Raw genomic sequence first — 17,727 nt, forward strand, 5'->3', positions numbered from 1 at the left:
ACTTCGCGTGGACCGATAGACTCGTCCGGGAGCTGAGGGTGACCGTGCGAAGGCCGAGGACGCACCGCGATTCGAGCCCTGGGCGCGGCACATCAAATACAGGAGGCCTGAACGTGGCAAGGGATACCGAGCGGATCGAGCAGGAGATCGAGGCCGCGCGCACACAGCTGGCGAGCACGCTCGACGAACTCGCGGTGCGCGCCGATCCGCAGCGGATCGCGAGCGACAGCAAGCAGATCGTGCTGCGGAAGTTGAACGAGCCGAAGGTGAAGTACAGCCTGATCGGCGCGGCCGCGCTGGTGTTCGGGCTGATCCTGCTCAAGATCTTCCGCTGAGCTAGCGCAAACAGCAGAACACCCGGTGTGCGATCACACCGGGTGTTCTGTTTTTACGGCGGTCAGACCGTGGGGCAGGCGAACCCGTCGCCGTCTGGGTCCAGGTGCGGGCCGTAGCCCGGTTCGCCCCGAAAAAGCGGTGCCCGCCCGGCATTCCTGGCGGCGTCACAGTTGGCGAAGGCGCCGCCTGCCGAACCGGTCTGGGTCAGACCGGCCGATCCGGTTGCGGCCGAGCCGGTGTCGACGGCGGACGAGCCGGTTCCTGCGGAACCTGAGGGCTGGGCCAGCGCGGCCGGCGCCGCTAGGAGGGTCAGTCCCGCGACGGCAAAGCTGAGGGTGAGCCGGCGAACGTTCATGTATTCCTCTAGATAGTTGCTGCGGTGGATAGGCGTCCGACCGGACGCCGCATCCACTGTTGTGACGGCTCGCCCTCTTGTCAACTGCGTCACCCGAGAACTAGGGCATTAGGGGATCGGTGCCTGGCGGCGATTCATTCGCCCAATCGGTGGCCCGCCAGGTGCTCGGCCGGGATGTTTCCCATCCGTCCTGCCTGGTAGTCGTCCATTGCCTGAATTATTTCGGCGCGCGTGTTCATCACGAACGGGCCGTATTGGACAACGGGTTCCCGGATCGGCTGCCCGCCGAGCAACAACATTTCCAGATCACCGGTCCGATTATGTTGCAGCGCATCGGCACTCATGGTGAGCGCGGCGCCTGGTCCGAATACCGCCAGCTGTCCCTCGCGGACCGGCCGACGATCGACGCCGACCGTGCCGGAACCGGACAGCACGTACGCCATTGCCGTGAAATGTTGCGGCCATGGGGTTTCCAGCTGCCCACCGGGGCTGATCGACGCATGCGCGTAGGCGATCGGCGTGTGGGTGGAGCCTGGTCCGTCGAAGCCGCCGACCGAACCCGCGATCAGCCGGACCAGTGCGCCGCCGTCGTGCGAGCTGACCAGCGTCAGTTCGCTACCGCGCAGGTCCTGGTACTGCGGGGTGGCGAATTTCAGTGCGCGCGGCAGATTTACCCACAGTTGGATGCCGTGGAACCAGCCGCCGGTCATGACCAATTGCTCGGCGGGCAGCTCATCGTGCAGGATGCCGGAACCCGCGGTCATCCACTGGGTGTCGCCTTCGCTGATCACGCCGCCGCCACCGTTGGAGTCGTGGTGTACGAGAGTTCCGTCCAGCACGTAGGTGACGGTTTCGAATCCCCGATGCGGGTGCCACGGTGCGCCTTTGGCCTCGTGCGGCTCGTAGGCGACCGGGCCCATCTGGTCGAGCAGGATGAAGGGGTCGGCGGTGCGCAGGTCCAGGCTCGGGAACGGCCTGCGCACTTCGAAGCCCGCGCCTTCGCGCTGTTTCGGCGCGTTGACGATGGTGTGGACCGTGCGGTTGCGCATGCCCTCGGTCGGCTTGGGCAGGCGCGGCAGGACCATGATGTCGGGGACGGTGATGGCGGGCATCGTGACCTCCTGGGGAGGGGAGTTGGTGTCCATGTCAACCAAAGGCGGTTAGACTTCATTCCCATGGAGTGGCTGAGTGACGAGGAGCAGGCGACCTGGCTGGCGTATGTGCGGATGCGGCAGCGATTGGATGCGGCGCTCGCGGCCGGATTGACGAGTGACGGGTTGTCGGCGGCGGACTACGAACTGATGGTCGCATTGTCGGCGGCGCCAGGGGATTGTTTGCGGGCGAAGGACCTGGCCGCCGAGGTGTGCTGGGAGAAGAGCCGGTTGTCCAAGCATCTGGCCAGGATGGACGCGCGCGGGCTGGTCGACCGGCAGCCGGTCGCCGAGGACGCGCGCGGCGTGCTTGTCCAGTTGACCGCGGCGGGCCGTAGCCTGCTCGAACGGGCCGCGCCCAATCACGTGCAGTTGGTGCGCGAGGTGTTCATCGATCGCGTCACCCCTGCCGAGGCGCGCGCGATGCGGGCACTATCCGACAAAGTCGTTGCCGCGGTGGAGAACTCGAGCCGCACCGCGATCGACGTCTGAGCAGCTCGCGCGCGTCGATCAGCGGCGGCGGAAGAGGCGCCGAAACCAGCTGGGGCTCTTGGCTGTTCTCGGCGCCTTCGGCGTATCTGCCTGCATGGCAGGACGTTTCGGTTGCCTCGCCGCCCGCCACTGCGCGACGATCTCGTCCGCGTTCACCGGAGCGATGGGCACGTACGGCCCGTGCGGCAGTCGCAACCACTCGACCACCCGCTTGTTGAGCTCGCGCACTTCGTCGCGCACCAATCGCTCCGAACCCAACCCGCGCACGGTCTCCAGCAGCCGCTCGATATCTCGCCGTAGCACCAGCGACGGGGGGAGCAGCGCCGCTGCGCTCGCCCCTTCTTTACGGAGGTAGCCCCGCAGCCACCAATTCTCGTCGTCGTTGCTGGCGGGAATGGGTTTACCGGCACCGGGCAGATTCTCGAATTCTCCGCGCTCGGTCGCCTCGCGGATCTGCGTGTCGATCCACGATTCGAAGGACTGCCTCGGTGGTTTGCGCTCGGTCATCGCGTCATCCTCGACGGCGGGTGCATGCCACCATCCTACCGATCGCGGCGACGCAGCAGCTGGTGCGCTACAACGGTTTCGGCCTCACAACCACGGTGTGATCGGCGGCTTCACCCACATCAATTTCTCGTCGACGTGCTTGCGTCCGGCCGAGGGGTGGTCGGGGTTACGCGCGGCCCACTCGTCTTTCTCGGCGAGCAGCTCCGCGACCGTCCCCCAGGTTTCCTCGGTGCTCGGCGGATTCGTTTCGGCTGCTCTGGCGAGCTTGCGCCGTGTCGCCGCTGGCATCGCCAGCAGCTCGGGTCCGGTGATGCCCAGGTCCCAGATATAGCTCGCGAGACGCTTGGCCTTCTCGGCGCGGCTCTTGGCCGCCATGTCGCTGTGTGCGTAATCGGTCATCGCGGGAGTCCAAAGGGTCGGATGGTGAACGACCCTAGGGGAAGGCAGCCGGCGAAGCCAGCGGGGGTCGGGCTCAGTACGCGCTGTTGACGTTGTCCATCGAGCCGTAGTTGTGCGCGGCGTAGTTGCAGGCGGCGACGATGTTGGCGACCGGGTCGTAGATGTCCCATGAGGTGCCTTCGACGTGGTACGAGCGGAAGGTCGGGTCGATCACCTGGAGCAGGCCCTTGGACGGGATGCCTTTGGCGGCGTTGGAGTCCCACAGGTTGATCGCCTGCGGGTTTCCGGTGGACTCGCGCATCACGTTGCGGCGGATGCCCTCGTAGCTGCCGGGGATGTTGTTGGCCTGCATGACGTCGAGTGCCTCGCGGATCCAGCCGTCGAGGTTGTTCGGGTAGGCCGGGGCAGGCATCGGCGCCGGGATCGGCTCGGGCGCGGGAACGGGCAGCGGCGCGGGGACGACCAGCGGCGCAGGCATCGGCGCGGGCATGGCCGCGGCGACGGGGGCGGCGGCCGGAAGCTGTTCGGCGACCATGGCGATGCGAGACGGGACGCGGTCGTCGGCGACGGACACCGCGGAAGAGGCGGCTACGGCCACGACGCCTGCTGCGGCGATCGCGATCGTCACACCCTCGCGGAGCGAGGCGCGGCGGGGAGTAGAAAAGCGTCTGTCAGGCATTGCGTAATCAGTTCCTTGCTCGGGGACATGGGTGATCCGGGCGTGCGCAGGCAGCACGGATCCAGGGCGAATGCGATGAGCGCTCGCCGGACGGTGTGTTGTGCTGTTGTGGGTTTTTGTTGTGGGGGACGGGCTGGTCCCCTGGACGCGACGCGCTAGGGCTGCGGTGCCGGGGCGCTCACTGCGAGCCCGGCCGCGATGTCGCGGGACTCCGCATCCTCAATGCGGAGAGACTGGGAAAGTTGGGGTTCGCGGGTCCGTTGCCGGATCCCGCTCCGCCGACCGCGGTGGGCATTGGGCCTACCATTGCGGTCGTTTTCCGAATGCGTGTGAACAACTCCTCGGTGTAACCAAACTCCAGGTCGCTTTATGACCTGATTGCAGAATGGTCACAGTAGGTTAACGCACGGTAAACACAGACTGAACGAACAGTGCTACCGATCTTGGAGTTACCCCCGGGTAGATGCCGATTCGTTACCTGTGCAGGGAGTTTGCCGCTAAACCGAACGTGCGACACGTCACAGAAATTTCCGGCTAACGCCACGGATCCTGCGTGTGACGGTGGGGTGTTGGTCTGGATTGGGTGCTTGGCTCGCTGTCCGCCGTTCGGCGGATGGTTCGCCACGGACCCTCAGGCCATACTCGAGGTGATTTGGCTTCGAATTCAGCTGTGGGGTGTGAATTGGCAGCCGGATGACGAAGCGCAGCCTTCAATGGCGCAGCCTGCGTTGGGCGCGGCCTCTCAGTGCCGAGGGGCCGCGTCGGCGTTGGTGGCGGCCAGCGCGCGTGGCGGCGCTGTGTCAGTGACCGGCCGTCGACGCCTCGCGGTCGCCGAACGGCAGTGGGCAGCCGGGGATTTCGCTACAGGTGAGCAGGTCGTCGCATCCGGCGGCCAGTGCCGCGCGCAAAGTGTCGCGCACCGTGCTCAGTTCGGCGATCTTGGCGTCGACCTCGGCGAGCTTTGCGCCTGCTCGTGCGTGCAGGCCGCCGTGATCATTGCGAAAGTGGTTGTCCGCGAGCAGGTTCGCGACCTCATCGAGTGTGAAACCAAGGCGTTGTGCCGCCTTGATGATCCGCAGGGTGGTCACCGTCTCCGCCGGGTAGAGCCGATGCCCGCCCGGTGATCGGCCGGGATCGCGCAGCAGGCCGCGTCGCTCGTAGTACCGCAACGTCTGCACATTCACCCCGGCGGCTGCGGCGACCGCACCGGTCCGCAGCTCGGCGTTCATCGTGAATCCCCTTGTCCGACAGCGATTTGCACACGATCCTGAACGGCGTCGAGGACGTCGACGCGAGTCGGCGGAACCTCGATGCGCAGGACGGGGCCGGAGGCGTCGAGGTCGAAGTCGAAGGTGAAGAAGGAGCAGCACGCGACTTCACGTCGCGCCAGATCCTTGCCGGGTGCAATCGCGCCGACGGGGATGTGCAGCTCCAGCCGGGTGCGTTCCGGTCGGGTCGACCGGAGGACGTAGGCGGCGAAGAACCTGTCGAATTCGGCCACTCGCAACGGCTGCGCCGCGGTGGGCAAGGTGCAAGCGTCCGGAACCCAGCTCCCTGACGCGCTGTGGATCGTCATATCCCCACGGTAAGCCTGTACCCAGGTACCGATTGCAAGCCTCGAAGGGCTGTTGCCCGTCGGCCAGCGTCGGGTTCTCGGTCACGTGGATCGAATAGAACAGATGTCTAATGCAAAAGCATTAGGCGTATGCATTGCGCAAGCGCCCAAATGCTGTCTACAGTTGAGTTCGCGGACGCCCGTGACGCCCGCGCCGACCGAGGGAGGACCGTGATGACGATCGTGATTGCCGGAGCCGCAGGAAAACTCGGCCGCCTGGTGGTCGAGGACCTGTTGCGGCGCGCGCCGGATCACCGACTGCGTGCCCTCGTTCGCAACCCCGAGAAGATCGCCGACCTCGCGGCCCGCGGCGTCGAGATCCACGTGGCCGACTATCACGACCCCGGCTCCCTGCGCGGCGCGTTCCATCGCGGCGGTCGTGTCCTGCTCATCTCGACCAGTTCGATGACCGGCATCGTCGATCAACATCGCGCCGTGATCGACGCCGCCGCGGCGGCCGAGGTGTCGCTGCTCGCCTACACCAGCATCCTCGGCGGCCCCGCCGCAACCTTCGACATCGCCGACCCGCACAACGAAACCGAGCAGCTGGTCACCGCCGCGCCCGTTCCCTACGCATTGCTTCGAAACGGTTGGTACAACGAGAATTACACCGGCCACCTCGATTGGACATTGGCAGCCGACTCCGTCTTCGGCGCCGCCGGTGCGGGCAAGGTGGCCACCGCCGCCCGCGCCGACTACGCCGAGGCCGCGGCGATCGTGCTCACCACCGAGGGCAACGAGGGCATGACCTACGAATTGTCCGGCGACACAGCGTGGACCATGCCCGACTACGCCGCCGAGGTCTCCCGCCGAACCGGCCGCAGCATCGCCTACACCAACCTCTCTGTCGCCGACTACACCAGGCTCATGGTCGACGCAGGTGTCCCGCCGGCCGAGGCGGCCGCGGTAGCCGACGCCGACGATGCCATTGCTCGCGGCCAACTAGCCACCGTCACGGGCGAATTGAGCCGTCTGATCGGCCATCCGACTACCCCGATCGCGGATTCCATTGCCGCCGAATGGGAAACGTTGACCGACCTGCAGAAGTCGAGCACCTAGCTCGCGCTGAGCGCAAGGCTCCCGGTGACCAGCAACGTGACGACCTTGGCCAGCTCCAGCGCGATGTACGCGTAATGCGCATGCGACTGCGGTGCCTCCTGCCCGGCGAGCACCGCATCGGTCCGCCGCGTCAACACCGGCCGCACCAGCACCACCTGCGCGATCAGCAGCCCGATCGTCACACCTGCGGCACCGATGACCCGCGCCGCAGGCGGATCGAGCACCGCAGCAACCAGAATGGCAACGCCGAGAACGGCTTCGGCGGCATTGAGCGCCCGGAAAACGATCCGTCCGATCCCGAGCCCGATCCGCAGCGTGACATCGGGTGCCCGAAACTTCAGCGGCGCCTCGAGGAACGAAATCGCCAGCACCATTCCGAGCCAGACGAACGTTGCAGCGGTCAGCACGGCAGTTCCGGCGCTCATGGTGGGTCCTCTCGACGGTCGTGGTGGGTGGATGGCGATCTTCCGGGAGACTATTCGAAGTGTGTGTTAGCGCACTAGGAACGCCGGCGGACCGATCGATCGGTGAGACATGTCGGTAACACCGAAGTCTGCCGCGCTGGTCCGAAGCGCGTGCCGAGCGGCCCGCACGCCGAGGTTCGGTGAGACGCGGCGCTGAGTCGATACCGGGCGTTGACAACGCTCCAGGCCTTAAGTGATGATTTCTGCAGCGCCACAGCTGCGCCTTCACCCGCTGAGTTGCTGTGAAACCTCCACTCTCCCAGTAACTTCGGCGATCTTGACCTCGAAGCTCCGATCCGGCAACGGACTCGGAGCTTCGCTCTTTTCCGCCCATCTTCTCGGGTGTATCCCGACGGCCTTCGCGCTCCGCATCGTCGGGCGAAGCCATTGGCGGGCACGGCATTTGCCGCACTTCGGCGGCCGACCAATCCGAACCGATCGAGAGGTTTACCCGTGGGTGATCCGGTAGACACCGCGCTCCTGCGCCTTGCGAATGCCACAGGCGTCCACGACGTCGTCTTCCCGGTGAGTGGCGATGCGGGCCGCAGCAGAATCCGCACGCTGCTCGCGGCGGCCTATCACTTGCCACACGCCGTGCTGCACGACATCACGGCGGTGGATGTGCTGGCCGTCGAATGCGAACGGCCGCTGTACCCGATCGTGCGCCGCACCGGGAACTGGACCCAGACCATGCCAACGCACCTGCGCACCGATATCGACATCGTCGGCAGCGACGGCGCCACTCCCCGGTGGATCGACGTGGTCGCCGAACTGTCGGTCACCGTGCTGCTCGAGGTCGACACCGGCGGACTGGAATCGTTGCGCAGCACCGAGATCCGCGGCTTCCGGACCCTGGACGAGTTCCGCCAGCGATTCCGCTACCTCGACCTGGACGCCTTCATGCGGGAGAACCGGTTGACCACTGTGGAGGACCTGCGGCGCGCGTTCCGATACGTGCTCACCGAAGCCAAGCTGAAGCCTGCGCGGGCTTTCGATCCGGCCGATCCGGCGAGCTCGCGACGCCTGCCGTTGCGGGTCGGCGTGCTGATCCGCAACGACATCGCCATCGCGGACGCGCTGCGTGAGGTCCGTCAGATGGTCGCGGCCCAGGGCCCGGTGGTCGACGAGCGCACCGACGGCGATTTTGCCGAAACCACCGCACACCTAGCCCCTTTGGTGGTTTTTCCCGCCGCGAAGGTCGCGGACAGCGGATTCACCAAGGAACAGATCAGCGCGTTCTTCGCTGATCAACACACGCTCGCGGTCTTCCTCTGAGCCGAGCGACGAAACAGCACAAGGAGAGCACCATGACCCAACGCCGAACCCCTGCCGACGCCGTGCCGGTCGAGCAGGCCGAGCAGCCGACCGACCAGGCGGAAACGCCAATCGCGTTGTCGCGCGAGGAGATCGAGGAATTCCGCGCGAAGCTGCGCGCCCAGTTCCACCAGCCGTGATCACCGTGCGCCACCGAATTCCACGCAACCAGCTCTCACATTAGGAGGAGATATCCATGCCACTGCATTACGTACGGGTGAAAACCCAACTCGACAACTTCTCGCCCGTCATCCGGCCGACCGGAAACCTGGTCGTGATCGGCGACGCGACGTGGGGAGTCGCGGACGCCGCCGTCGAGGTGGCGACGCCGGATCAGGCGTTGAAGACCTTCAGCGCGGACCTCAAGGCGCCGTCAGTGTTGACAAAGGCGCTGACCACCGCCATGCGGCAGACCCCGGGACCGCGCCGGATCTGGGGCATCCGGCAGGGCACCGTGGCCGCCAGCCTCACCGCTGCCGAGGGTTTGAACGTGCAGTTCGTCGTGCTCGCCAATACGTCGTTGAGCGTGCCCGGCGACAGCGACCCGAAGAAGGTTCAGGTCGCGGCGATCAGATCCCTTGTCACGCATGTCAACTCGGTGTCCCTCCGGGGAGACGGCAACGAGCGCATGGGTGTCGCGATGCTGGAGAAGGGCTTGGCCGATCCAAAGGTGGTCAACGGCGACCTGGTCAGTGACCGCATGGTGTACGTCGCGCACCAGAGCGACGACGATGCCGCCGCCGCGGTCGCCGCCACCATTGCCGGGTACCCGCCGCACACCTCGATGATCCTGAAGCCGGTCTCGATCACCAACACCTCGTTCACCGCCACGCAGATCGACGCGCTCAACGGTGAGGAGGTCGAGGACTCACCGAAGCCGCTCGTCGGCGGCGCAGGCGTCGTCTGGCTCACCTCCCCGGCGCTCCTTCCCGGCTCCGGCACCTATCTCGGCGAGGGCTACAACGCCAATCCCACCGGCCAGATCAAGTTCATCGACGTGCAGCGCACGATCGACGACATCACCTTCAAGCTGAAGGCGCGCCTGATCGGGTCGATCGGCAACCTGCGGATCAGCCGTTCCGGCCTGCGGGCGTTGATCGTCACGCTCGAATCCGAACTCAACCCCTTGGTCGCCGCCGGCGTCCTGGAGGGCTTCCGGCTCAACATCCCGGTGCTCAACCTGCTCGACGCCGATCCGGCAACGCTCACCGACACCCAGATCAGGGCGGTCAAGGACGCGCACGAGAACCGCGTCGCGCAGGTGCTGGTCAGCGTCGAATACGCGGGCGCGATGCACCGCATCAACATCAACCTGAAGTTCAACTAGGCCCAACGCCGGGCCCGGCGACCCCAATGGTCGCCGGACACAACACCTTTGAGGACAGAGGATATGGCCAACTGGAATACCCGACTCGAAGTGCGACTGGGCAGCACGGTGATCAGCCCGATCTCCCAGTTCACCCCGACCTTCAACGTCCCGCACACCGTCGTGCACAGCGTCGAAGCCGACAACCTCGGCTACGTCCGTCAACCGCAGACCTTCACCTTCACCATGACCGTGCAGGCCTTCGCCGCCGTGGTCGCCGACCTGACCCAGCTCGCCGTCACCGGTAAGGAATTCGACATCGCGGTCGCCGAAAAGACCGGCACCGACTGGTCTTTCAAGGCGCTCAAGTTCGGCCGTTGCATCATCACCTCGGCCAACCCGAGCAACGTCGTCATCGACGGCGTCCCGCAGGCGACCTTCTCCTGCCTGTGCCTGCAGCCGGGAATCGAGTAGGCCGTGCCTTCCGAGCAGTCCTGGTCCGAACCGGCCCAGGATCAGCAAGGCGAACCTACCTACCACTTTCCGGTGGAGGTGGAGGTCGTCGGTGAGCTGGGCGAAGAGCAGCTGCGCCAAGTCGCGAAATACGTCTTCGACCAACTGCATACGACGCTGCGCAACCGCAGCTGACGGCCACTCGGCTGGTCCAGGTTCACGAAAATGGAAGGAGGACAACACATGCCAACGAACGAGCAGTCATCCGAGGTGCAGCCGCAGGAACGGCTGCCAGCCGATGCTCGAACCGAGGGCAAGCGTGCAATCCCCATCAAGGTGCGGATAATCGGAACTCCCTCCAGCGCGGACCTGGACAAGCTGACCGCATCGGTGGCGCGCGCGGTCGGCAAGCAACTGCGCGCTGCCCAGCGAGCCACCCCCGAACATTCGCCCGCCGTTGCCAAACCGATTGTCGGGTTCGGCATACCCGCCGGGGCGGTGGATCTCGATGACAGCGCTGCCGAACAAGGTATTCGGCAACGCCTGGCGCGGGTCGACAAAGACTTGGCGACCGGAATCGGTGTGCGATCGCCCGCGATGCTCGCCGAGCTCGAGGCCGAAAAGCGAAGCCTGCTTACCTCGCTCGCCGTAACGCTCGAAGCACGTCTTAAGGACAATCGAAAACAACAGACGGCCGAAATCGGTGTCCGCTCACCCGATTTCCTCGCTGAGCTAGCCGACAAGGAGCGCCGGATTGTCGGCGAGCTTGCCGTAGTTCGTCTGCTTGCACAGTATGCGTCCGGACCGACGCAGGCCGTGGCCTCCTCGCCGTCTCACGATCTCCCGATCAACTGGTTCGGCGGGGCCAACCAACGTGGACTTGGCGGCGAATCCTTGGTCGGCCAGCGGTACTACCCGGACGCGACCGAGATGCCGAAGGACTTCGGCGGCATCGACTTCATCGAGGGCGGGAAGCGGACGCCGCTGACGGGCATACAGAAGGTCGGCGGGCAGAAGCTGCCGTTGTCGCAAGACAGTTTCCGGGTGGAGGGCGGCAGAGTAATTCAGGTCAAGACCCTGGAGAACAGCACGCCGGGATATCAGGTGCCCGGTGCCATCAAACGTGAGTTGCAAAAGGGAATCGACAAGCTGGTTGCGACCGATGACAGAGGAGTGTCGCGGAGCCGGATCCAGGGAAAGGAAGTGCGCCGCGTCGAGTACGTCGGAAATCCCGACGAAAGGATCTTGCACGTCGAACTCGCACGCGAGCCGACCGCAGCACAGAGCGCTGAGCTGGAACAAGAAGTCCGAGTGATCTGTGAGCTGAACAAAATCAAGTTCACTTACAACTGGCCCAAGTCGCCATCAGTACCGAAACCAGTACCGAAGCCGTGGATGGGGACCGCAAAGGGAACAGCACTTGGCCTAGGCGGTCTGGCCCTCGGGAAGGCAGGCGAGATCGGGCGCGAAAACCGGCGCGAGGATCAGCAGAATCAGCAGGGCTATGCGCCGGTCGGTTCGGCTGCCTATGCTGTAGAACCCTGGTATATCAGGCTGGGCAGCTTCTTCCGCTTCGATGGGTTCGAGACGAATGTCCAGGCACCCGAGGCCGCCGATATCCCGGTCTGGCGACAGCATATTCGGCGAACAACCGAGGCAAAGAAGATCGGTGATTCGCTCTCGTTCGCATGGCAGACCGCGAACCGATCCCCGGCGTTCTCCCGCACGCTGGATGTCTTCGTAACCTACCGAAAAGGCCCCGATGGCCGATGGTCTGTCGAGTCGACAACCGATGCGCCACAAGGATTCAGGCCGCCCGATATCAACAGGATCATCGACGTGGATGTCAGCGATGGTGCCGTCGAGTCCATGCTGTCGTTCGAAGGCCCGACGGCATGAGAGGCGCCCACTGCCATGCGGACCGAGAAACAGAGCGTGAATTCCGATGCCCGACAACATAGTACCGTTCGGCGACATGCCGGTCAGCTTCACCGGCACGCTTGCGGCGGAAAACCGGCGCGCCATCGAAACGGCAATCCGGCGTGGTATCAGCCAGGCGATCCTGGAGTGCCGTGACGACCTGCGGTCACCGGTACCGCACTATCCACCGACCTTGGACGAGATCGCTGCCGAGGGGCCGCTGAAGCCCGAGCGGGAATGGCGTCTGCTCGACGGCGATATCTTGCGGATCGGACCGACCCCTAGTTCTCCGGTCATCGACATCGGCAAGGTATTTCCGCATTGGATACAGGCGAGCGGGCACCTCGAGGTGGAGACCGGGGATCCGGTGCGCGCGGTGAACTGGGGTCGATACCTGTTCGGCGATCGCGGTTACGCGGTGCTCACGCGCTCGAGTACGCCGGACCGATTGCTCGTCCGTCCACTCGCGGAACCATTGCGCGAGAAAGATTTCGGCGGGTTCGTGCCAGCGATCAGCAACCAGCCCGGCCACGGGGAAGCGCCGACGAGGGTGCCCGCCGCGGGTGGCCGATTGGTCACCGATCCAGGTCTGCAGCCGCTGATCGTCGCCACCGCCGACGGGCATCGGCTGTACCGCAAGGAATTCGCGGACTCGCCGACCGAGTGGGCCGGTGAGAACATCGACGCCTGGCTGGCCGATCCGAGCAACCCGGGTGCTCTCGATCGCGCGGACGCCGCACGGGTGATCGAGGCGCTCACCTACGAATACCCCGATGACCTCGCTATCGCACATTTCCTTGTGACACTGGACCGTTCGCTGTACAAGACGATGACCGCTGCGGATCGCGCCCGGTATCTGCACGCGTTGATGCGGGTCAGCAGACGGGCTGTGAAGGATGTGGACAGCGAACAGCTCGGCGCCGCCATCGTCGAACTGCTGGCGTCGTGCCCGTCGAAGTGGGAACTCGATGCCCTACTCCTACCGCTGGCCGCCGACGGGACGCTGCTGAAGTTGTTCTCCCAGTCGGACAAACCGACCTTCCAATTGCTCTTCGCGGTCGGCAGGCATATCGCTGTCACGCCGCCGACACCCGAACAGCTGCTGGAGCTCCTCGGCAAGATGCTGAAGAACCCGCGCTTGATACCCGATATCGAGCAATTCCTCTCCGGTGGCTACGACTGGGGACGCAGGACCGCCGGCGGTGTCGGTGAGCTGCCGCGGCTACCACTGCAGATCGTGGAGATCGTGCCCAAGATGTTCGAGCTCTACTGGTTGCTGTGCCGGGCATTCGGTGCAATACCGGTGGTTCCGATTCCGGGTATGCCGAACGTGCCCTTGGGATCTGATCCCGAGGCCCTTGCCCAGGTGCACGCGCTGCTGGCGCATGCGGGCTCGGCGGGGAGCACGGCGCTCGCGGGGCTCAGCCACATCGAGGCGCTGCTCGGCGCCAAGAGCTCGGTCACTGATGCGCTGGCGCAAACAGTGCACATCAACATCGTGCTGGAGGTCCTCACGGCCTTTGCCGGTGTGCCGGCAGCCGCGGCACTCGCGACGCTCAAGACGCTGACCACCCGGGTCCGGTTGTACGAGGCGCTTGCCACCGCGCTGAAATGGGGCGACGTCGGCGAGGTCGGCCGAATCATCGAGCTGTTGCCCGCGCGGTATCAGCACGACCTGACTGCGATCCTCGACAACGCGCCCAAGCTGTCGAGGAATCTGGGCAGATTTCTCACGACCGAGGAAAAACGGGCGGCCGCACGACGATTGCAAGACGCGATGGAGGTCGCGAAGACGATCAAGCAGGCCGTCGGCCCGAGGGCCGAGCTTGCCGAGGTCTGGGCCGGCGCCAACCACATTCTGGAAGTAGTTGGCACAAAAGCAGAGTGGTCGGCCGAGACAGTCAATGCCTTGCTGCGGGGCGTACCTGGCACCGAAATGCCTGTCCTGCTGCGGATTGCGGATCGGCTCGAGGCCGACTGGCTAGCCACTATGGACGCGGTGACGTTCATCCGGGTGGCCAGGGCGCGTGGCGCGGAGGAGTTCGTCGCCGACGCGGGCCCTGCGGTGGTGCGCATTACCGCGCACCGGTTCGGCACGACTACCGCCCGATACGAGCACTTCCTCGCTCGTGTCGCGGAGGCGCGGAAATCCCATGGGCCGCAAAAGGAGTACCAACTCTGGGAACGGTTGACGAAGGATGATCCGTTCGACTTCGGCGATTCCGACATGCTGGAACGCGCCAAGGCCGCGGCGAAGCACGCGCTGTACGTCGAGCCGCGCGAGACGATTCCCGCGTCGGCGCTCGGTGATATTGCGAAGATCACCGATACACAGGTCTTCCGCAGGAGATTCGAAACGTTTCTTCGCGACAATCCGGACCATCCGCTGCGCTTCCTGCTCGACGAAGAGACCGGAAGGCTGCACGCAAAATTCGGCGATGCCGTGGTGTGGAACGAAAACTCCAAGCAGCTGGAGATATCCCATCTCACGAGCGCGAAGTCGGGCGGCACCGACATGGTCCTCGGCTCCCGTCACACCAATCAATGGGATAGCCGCAACGTCGAGGGTGCGCGCGGCCGAGGTTCCTTCCATGTCACCGACCAAGCGCTGGAGATCGGCGGTTGGCCGGTCGAGCAGCGGACCGCCCTGGACTGGGTGCTCGACGGGTTCCTCGATCCGGACGTGCTGGCCCGCGCGCGCTGGATCAGCTATCGGCCGTGATCGAACTACGCGGCAACACAAGCAATGTCGACCAAGAAAGGAGCCGGACATATGACGGCACAACCGGTACTGATCGGTCCGGTCCCCCTGCTGTACGTGCAGAACCTGACGATGACCGAGGGCTATCAGATCCAGCGGATCGCGGACAGCAAGTTTTCGCAGGCGCTCGCGCCGACCCGCAAAGCCATCTCGATCGAGGCGATGCTGCTCGGACGGGAACGGCTGTTGTTGAAGAAGTCGCTGGAGGTGCTCGCACTGAATTCCCGCCTGCTGGTCGCCGCGACTGCGAGAACTCTTGCGGTGACCGGTATTCCGGTGGTGTGTGGGCTGACCATCAGCTTGGACATGCAGATCACGGACTTGCGGTTCACCCAGAACGTGCAGAAGCGGAACGCAATCGATGTCTCCATCAGCCTCGAACATGTGCCGCGTGGCAAGGCGTCGGCGCTGGCGGGCGAGATCGCCGATCTCGCGCTCGCCGCGGGCACCGCGATGTTCGGTGGTGCCGCCTCGCCGTCGGCGCTGCCTGCCGTCCCCTCGGTGCCGCTGTGACCGGACCAACAACAAAACTGCTTGTGAGGCAACAGCTATGAACACGTCGCAATACCTGCGCATCCCGATAGACGCCGATCAAGGGTTCCCGCAGGCCATCCGGATCGCGCTCGGCGAGCGCATCTACGTGCTGTCGACCTACGTCAACGTGACCGACGAGAGCCTGTTGCGGTCGACGAAGCCACTGGAATTACCGAAACCGGGAGCCTTCCTGGCGCTGGAGGTCGCCGCCGAGGAGTCTGCTGGGACGCGAATCCTGTTCCGCCGCAAGATCGTGCCGAATCTGGAGTATCACGCGCACGAACTGTCGCTGAAGTTCACCGAATTGCTGGTGCATCCGCGGAATATCAACGGCTCAGGTGCCTTCGGGTCGAAGCTGGTGGGAGGTGTGGCGCTGCGATGGGCTTCGTGATCTGGTACCGACTCGAATTCCGTACGGCACTGGACGGGCCTGCGCTGCTGCGGGTTTCCAACGATGCGTTGCAGGGCGAACTACTGCTCGACGCGGAGATCGAGACCAGGAGCAACCTCGGTCCGCACCCGTCCACGTTCCAGATCAGGCTGTTGGATCTGCCGTTGGAGGCAGCGCGCGGCCTGGCCGAGCAATCGCGGTCGCGGGCCGGGTCGGACACCCCGCTGTTGGTCCGGATCCAGCTGGGCTATTTCGATCAACCAGCGTCTCAACAAGCCTCGGTGCTACTCGGGGCCGTCACCGAGATCCACAACGAGGTGGCCGCGAACGGCAGTATGCAGACTTTGCTCACCGGTACCGAACGTGCAGGATTTCTGCTGCGGCAAAAGAAGTTTCGCTATCACAAATCGGGCGAATCCACTTTCAAGGATGTCATCGAGAAGATAAAAGAATCGGTGACGGTCCCCATCAAGCATCCGGAAATCCCCGGTGCCGAGAAGGATCTCACCATCGCCGCCGGCACGGCGCTCGGCGCGCTTGGCGAGCTGGCGACCCGCGCGAAGCTGCCACTGGCGGTCCGAGCAGGGATCGCGACACTCGGGATGGCCGCCGATTCCGCACCGCCGATCAGGTTCCGGGCGGACACCAACATCGTCAGCAAGCGCCGCAGGGACAGCGCAGCCCCTGATCCGCAGGCCGGATCAGGCACAACGACCCGGTACGAGATGACGGTGCTCGGCGATCCCGCACTGCAAATCGGCGCGAAGGTCGAGCTCGAGGGCAACGAATCCCGCACGCTGCGGATCGAATCCGTGCACCATTCGTTCAGCCTGCACAGCGGTTACACGTGCGACGTGACCGTGTTCGACACCAGCGGGCCGATTCCAGCGGAAGCGCAGACGGGTGCGCCCGCCGTCGCAGACGGCATGCATGCGATGACACGCGCACTGCTCGAGGATCATCCGTCGGTCGACATCGGTGAAGTCACCTCCTACCGCAAGTCCGGTACGGGCGAGAACGGCGGACACCGTGCCACCATGCACTACGGGCAGCGCCGCGCGGCCTCCAGCGTCGACGATCCGGTCGGCAGCGATCTGCAGCTGCACGACAAGCCGGTGTCCTCGATATTCGCCTGGGACAGAACGGGATTGATGGTCCCGGTGTATCCGGGGATGCGCGCCCTGTTGCTGCACAACACAGGCCAGATCAACGACGCCGTTGCGGGCGGTTTTCTGTGGTCCCGGCACGCGAATCATGAACCGCCACCGAACGAACCCGGCGATTACTGGTTGTGTCTGCCCACCAAGGTGTCCGACGGTCGTCCTGCCGGCAAGACGGTCAACGACCTCACGGATGCGGCCGGGCACCGGGTTATCCAGGCGATGGGGCTCGACATCCAGGTCGGCACGGAAGTGCTGCCCGAGGTCGGTGTCCGGCCGAAGCCGGCAGGGGCTCAGACCCTGACCATCAAGCACGGCAAGGGCACAACGATCACCATCGCTGAGGACGGTTCGGTCGGCGTGAACACCGCGGGTAAGGACATCAAGCTCGACAACGGGGCGGCGTCGATTGTCCTCAGCGGTAGTGAGATCACGATGAAGGCAGACAAGATCAATCTGACGGCCAAATCGGTGGATGTGGGCTGATGGAGGACGTACTCACCACCGCAGCGAAACTGCGGTGTGGCCCAGCTGCGGCACCTCCCTTGCCCGGCCACGCCGCGATCGGTGTGACATCTGAAGCGGTGCTGAAGGTAAAAGGTAAGCCGGTCTTGTTGGAGTCCAGCTTTCTGTCACCGGGTTTCCAGTGCGCGAACCCGGACTCGGCAGGCGGACTATGCACGAAGTTCATTCTCACCGCCGGAGCATCGACGGTGTTGAAGGTCAACAACGAACCTGTCGTTCTCGCGACTATCGCCGCGACGATCACGCTTGCGGGCACCTTGATCAAGGTGGACGCGGGCCAGTCCATTCTCCACGTCAGAGAGTAAG

General features: G+C 64.9%; 22 protein-coding genes. 14 read left to right on the plus strand and 8 right to left on the minus strand.

The window, feature by feature from the left end:
* Window positions 1–113 precede the first annotated feature (113 nt).
* Window positions 114–335: a DUF3618 domain-containing protein gene (locus NA11_RS01080; protein ID WP_069159793.1), complete on the plus strand. Its 222-nt coding sequence runs from the start codon at window positions 114–116 to the stop codon at window positions 333–335.
* Window positions 336–397: 62 nt separating this feature from the next.
* On the opposite strand, the gene NA11_RS01085 is transcribed toward NA11_RS01080, so the two are convergent.
* Window positions 398–691 (minus strand): excalibur calcium-binding domain-containing protein, encoded by a 294-nt coding sequence (locus NA11_RS01085; RefSeq protein WP_069159794.1) that lies wholly within the window; start codon window positions 689–691, stop codon window positions 398–400.
* A gap of 134 nt (window positions 692–825) precedes the next feature.
* Window positions 826–1,803, minus strand: a complete 978-nt coding sequence (locus tag NA11_RS01090) for a pirin family protein (protein WP_069159913.1) — start codon at window positions 1,801–1,803, stop codon at window positions 826–828.
* Between the two features lie 63 nt (window positions 1,804–1,866).
* Between NA11_RS01090 and NA11_RS01095 the strand changes: the two genes are divergently transcribed.
* Window positions 1,867–2,334, plus strand: coding sequence for a MarR family winged helix-turn-helix transcriptional regulator (locus NA11_RS01095; protein ID WP_069159795.1), 468 nt, complete (start codon window positions 1,867–1,869; stop codon window positions 2,332–2,334).
* Window positions 2,335–2,352: 18 nt separating this feature from the next.
* Here NA11_RS01095 and NA11_RS01100 read toward each other — a convergent pair whose 3' ends face one another.
* From NA11_RS01100 to NA11_RS01120, 5 genes are all read right to left on the minus strand, one after another.
* A complete protein-coding gene (locus NA11_RS01100; RefSeq protein ID WP_069159796.1) occupies window positions 2,353–2,841 on the minus strand; it encodes a DnaJ family domain-containing protein in 489 nt (162 codons plus the stop codon).
* Window positions 2,842–2,925: 84 nt separating this feature from the next.
* Entirely contained in the window at window positions 2,926–3,240 is a 315-nt protein-coding gene (locus NA11_RS01105; protein ID WP_069159797.1) for a hypothetical protein, read from the minus strand.
* A 73-nt stretch (window positions 3,241–3,313) separates the two neighbouring features.
* A complete protein-coding gene (locus tag NA11_RS01110; protein ID WP_069159798.1) occupies window positions 3,314–3,919 on the minus strand; it encodes a transglycosylase SLT domain-containing protein in 606 nt (201 codons plus the stop codon).
* Between the two features lie 800 nt (window positions 3,920–4,719).
* On the minus strand, window positions 4,720–5,148 hold the full coding sequence (locus tag NA11_RS01115; protein ID WP_069159799.1) for a MerR family transcriptional regulator: 429 nt from the start codon (window positions 5,146–5,148) through the stop codon (window positions 4,720–4,722).
* Complete coding sequence (locus tag NA11_RS01120; RefSeq protein ID WP_069159800.1) at window positions 5,145–5,495, minus strand: hypothetical protein; 351 nt, start codon at window positions 5,493–5,495, stop codon at window positions 5,145–5,147. Before NA11_RS01120 ends, NA11_RS01115 begins: the two co-directional genes overlap by 4 nt.
* 213 nt (window positions 5,496–5,708) lie before the next feature.
* Here NA11_RS01120 and NA11_RS01125 point away from each other — a divergent pair, with 213 nt between their 5' ends.
* A complete protein-coding gene (locus NA11_RS01125; protein ID WP_069159801.1) occupies window positions 5,709–6,593 on the plus strand; it encodes an NAD(P)H-binding protein in 885 nt (294 codons plus the stop codon).
* On the opposite strand, the gene NA11_RS01130 is transcribed toward NA11_RS01125, so the two are convergent.
* Window positions 6,590–7,018, minus strand: coding sequence for a hypothetical protein (locus NA11_RS01130; RefSeq protein WP_069159802.1), 429 nt, complete (start codon window positions 7,016–7,018; stop codon window positions 6,590–6,592). The two genes, NA11_RS01125 and NA11_RS01130, sit on opposite strands and share 4 nt — an antisense overlap.
* Window positions 7,019–7,510: 492 nt before the next feature.
* Between NA11_RS01130 and NA11_RS01135 the strand changes: the two genes are divergently transcribed.
* The 11 genes from NA11_RS01135 to NA11_RS01175 all read left to right on the plus strand — a co-directional run bounded on the left by NA11_RS01135 (window position 7,511) and on the right by NA11_RS01175 (window position 17,726).
* A complete protein-coding gene (locus tag NA11_RS01135; RefSeq protein ID WP_069159803.1) occupies window positions 7,511–8,332 on the plus strand; it encodes a hypothetical protein in 822 nt (273 codons plus the stop codon).
* A 32-nt stretch (window positions 8,333–8,364) separates the two neighbouring features.
* Window positions 8,365–8,511 (plus strand): hypothetical protein, encoded by a 147-nt coding sequence (locus tag NA11_RS45420; protein ID WP_167837524.1) that lies wholly within the window; start codon window positions 8,365–8,367, stop codon window positions 8,509–8,511.
* 56 nt (window positions 8,512–8,567) lie between these two features.
* On the plus strand, window positions 8,568–9,698 hold the full coding sequence (locus NA11_RS01140; protein ID WP_069159804.1) for a hypothetical protein: 1,131 nt from the start codon (window positions 8,568–8,570) through the stop codon (window positions 9,696–9,698).
* Between the two features lie 63 nt (window positions 9,699–9,761).
* The gene (locus NA11_RS01145) at window positions 9,762–10,151 is read left to right on the plus strand and encodes a hypothetical protein (protein WP_069159805.1); all 390 of its coding nucleotides are present in this window, start codon (window positions 9,762–9,764) and stop codon (window positions 10,149–10,151) included.
* 3 nt (window positions 10,152–10,154) lie between these two features.
* Window positions 10,155–10,325: a hypothetical protein gene (locus tag NA11_RS45425; RefSeq protein WP_167837525.1), complete on the plus strand. Its 171-nt coding sequence runs from the start codon at window positions 10,155–10,157 to the stop codon at window positions 10,323–10,325.
* A gap of 48 nt (window positions 10,326–10,373) precedes the next feature.
* Window positions 10,374–12,029 carry a hypothetical protein gene (locus NA11_RS01150; protein ID WP_069159806.1) on the plus strand — a complete coding sequence of 552 codons (1,656 nt, stop codon included), beginning with the start codon at window positions 10,374–10,376 and terminating at the stop codon, window positions 12,027–12,029.
* A gap of 46 nt (window positions 12,030–12,075) precedes the next feature.
* Window positions 12,076–14,772 (plus strand): hypothetical protein, encoded by a 2,697-nt coding sequence (locus NA11_RS01155; RefSeq protein ID WP_069159807.1) that lies wholly within the window; start codon window positions 12,076–12,078, stop codon window positions 14,770–14,772.
* A gap of 51 nt (window positions 14,773–14,823) precedes the next feature.
* Window positions 14,824–15,324 carry a hypothetical protein gene (locus tag NA11_RS01160; protein WP_069159914.1) on the plus strand — a complete coding sequence of 167 codons (501 nt, stop codon included), beginning with the start codon at window positions 14,824–14,826 and terminating at the stop codon, window positions 15,322–15,324.
* Between the two features lie 37 nt (window positions 15,325–15,361).
* Window positions 15,362–15,736, plus strand: a complete 375-nt coding sequence (locus NA11_RS01165) for a hypothetical protein (RefSeq protein ID WP_069159808.1) — start codon at window positions 15,362–15,364, stop codon at window positions 15,734–15,736.
* On the plus strand, window positions 15,724–17,382 hold the full coding sequence (locus tag NA11_RS01170; RefSeq protein WP_069159809.1) for a hypothetical protein: 1,659 nt from the start codon (window positions 15,724–15,726) through the stop codon (window positions 17,380–17,382). Before NA11_RS01165 ends, NA11_RS01170 begins: the two co-directional genes overlap by 13 nt.
* Window positions 17,382–17,726, plus strand: a complete 345-nt coding sequence (locus NA11_RS01175; protein ID WP_069159810.1) for a hypothetical protein — start codon at window positions 17,382–17,384, stop codon at window positions 17,724–17,726. Before NA11_RS01170 ends, NA11_RS01175 begins: the two co-directional genes overlap by 1 nt.
* Window position 17,727: the final 1 nt, after the last annotated feature.

It is taken from the genome of Nocardia altamirensis NBRC 108246, assembly GCF_001612685.1.
Taxonomy (GTDB): Bacteria; Actinomycetota; Actinomycetes; order Mycobacteriales; family Mycobacteriaceae; genus Nocardia; species Nocardia altamirensis.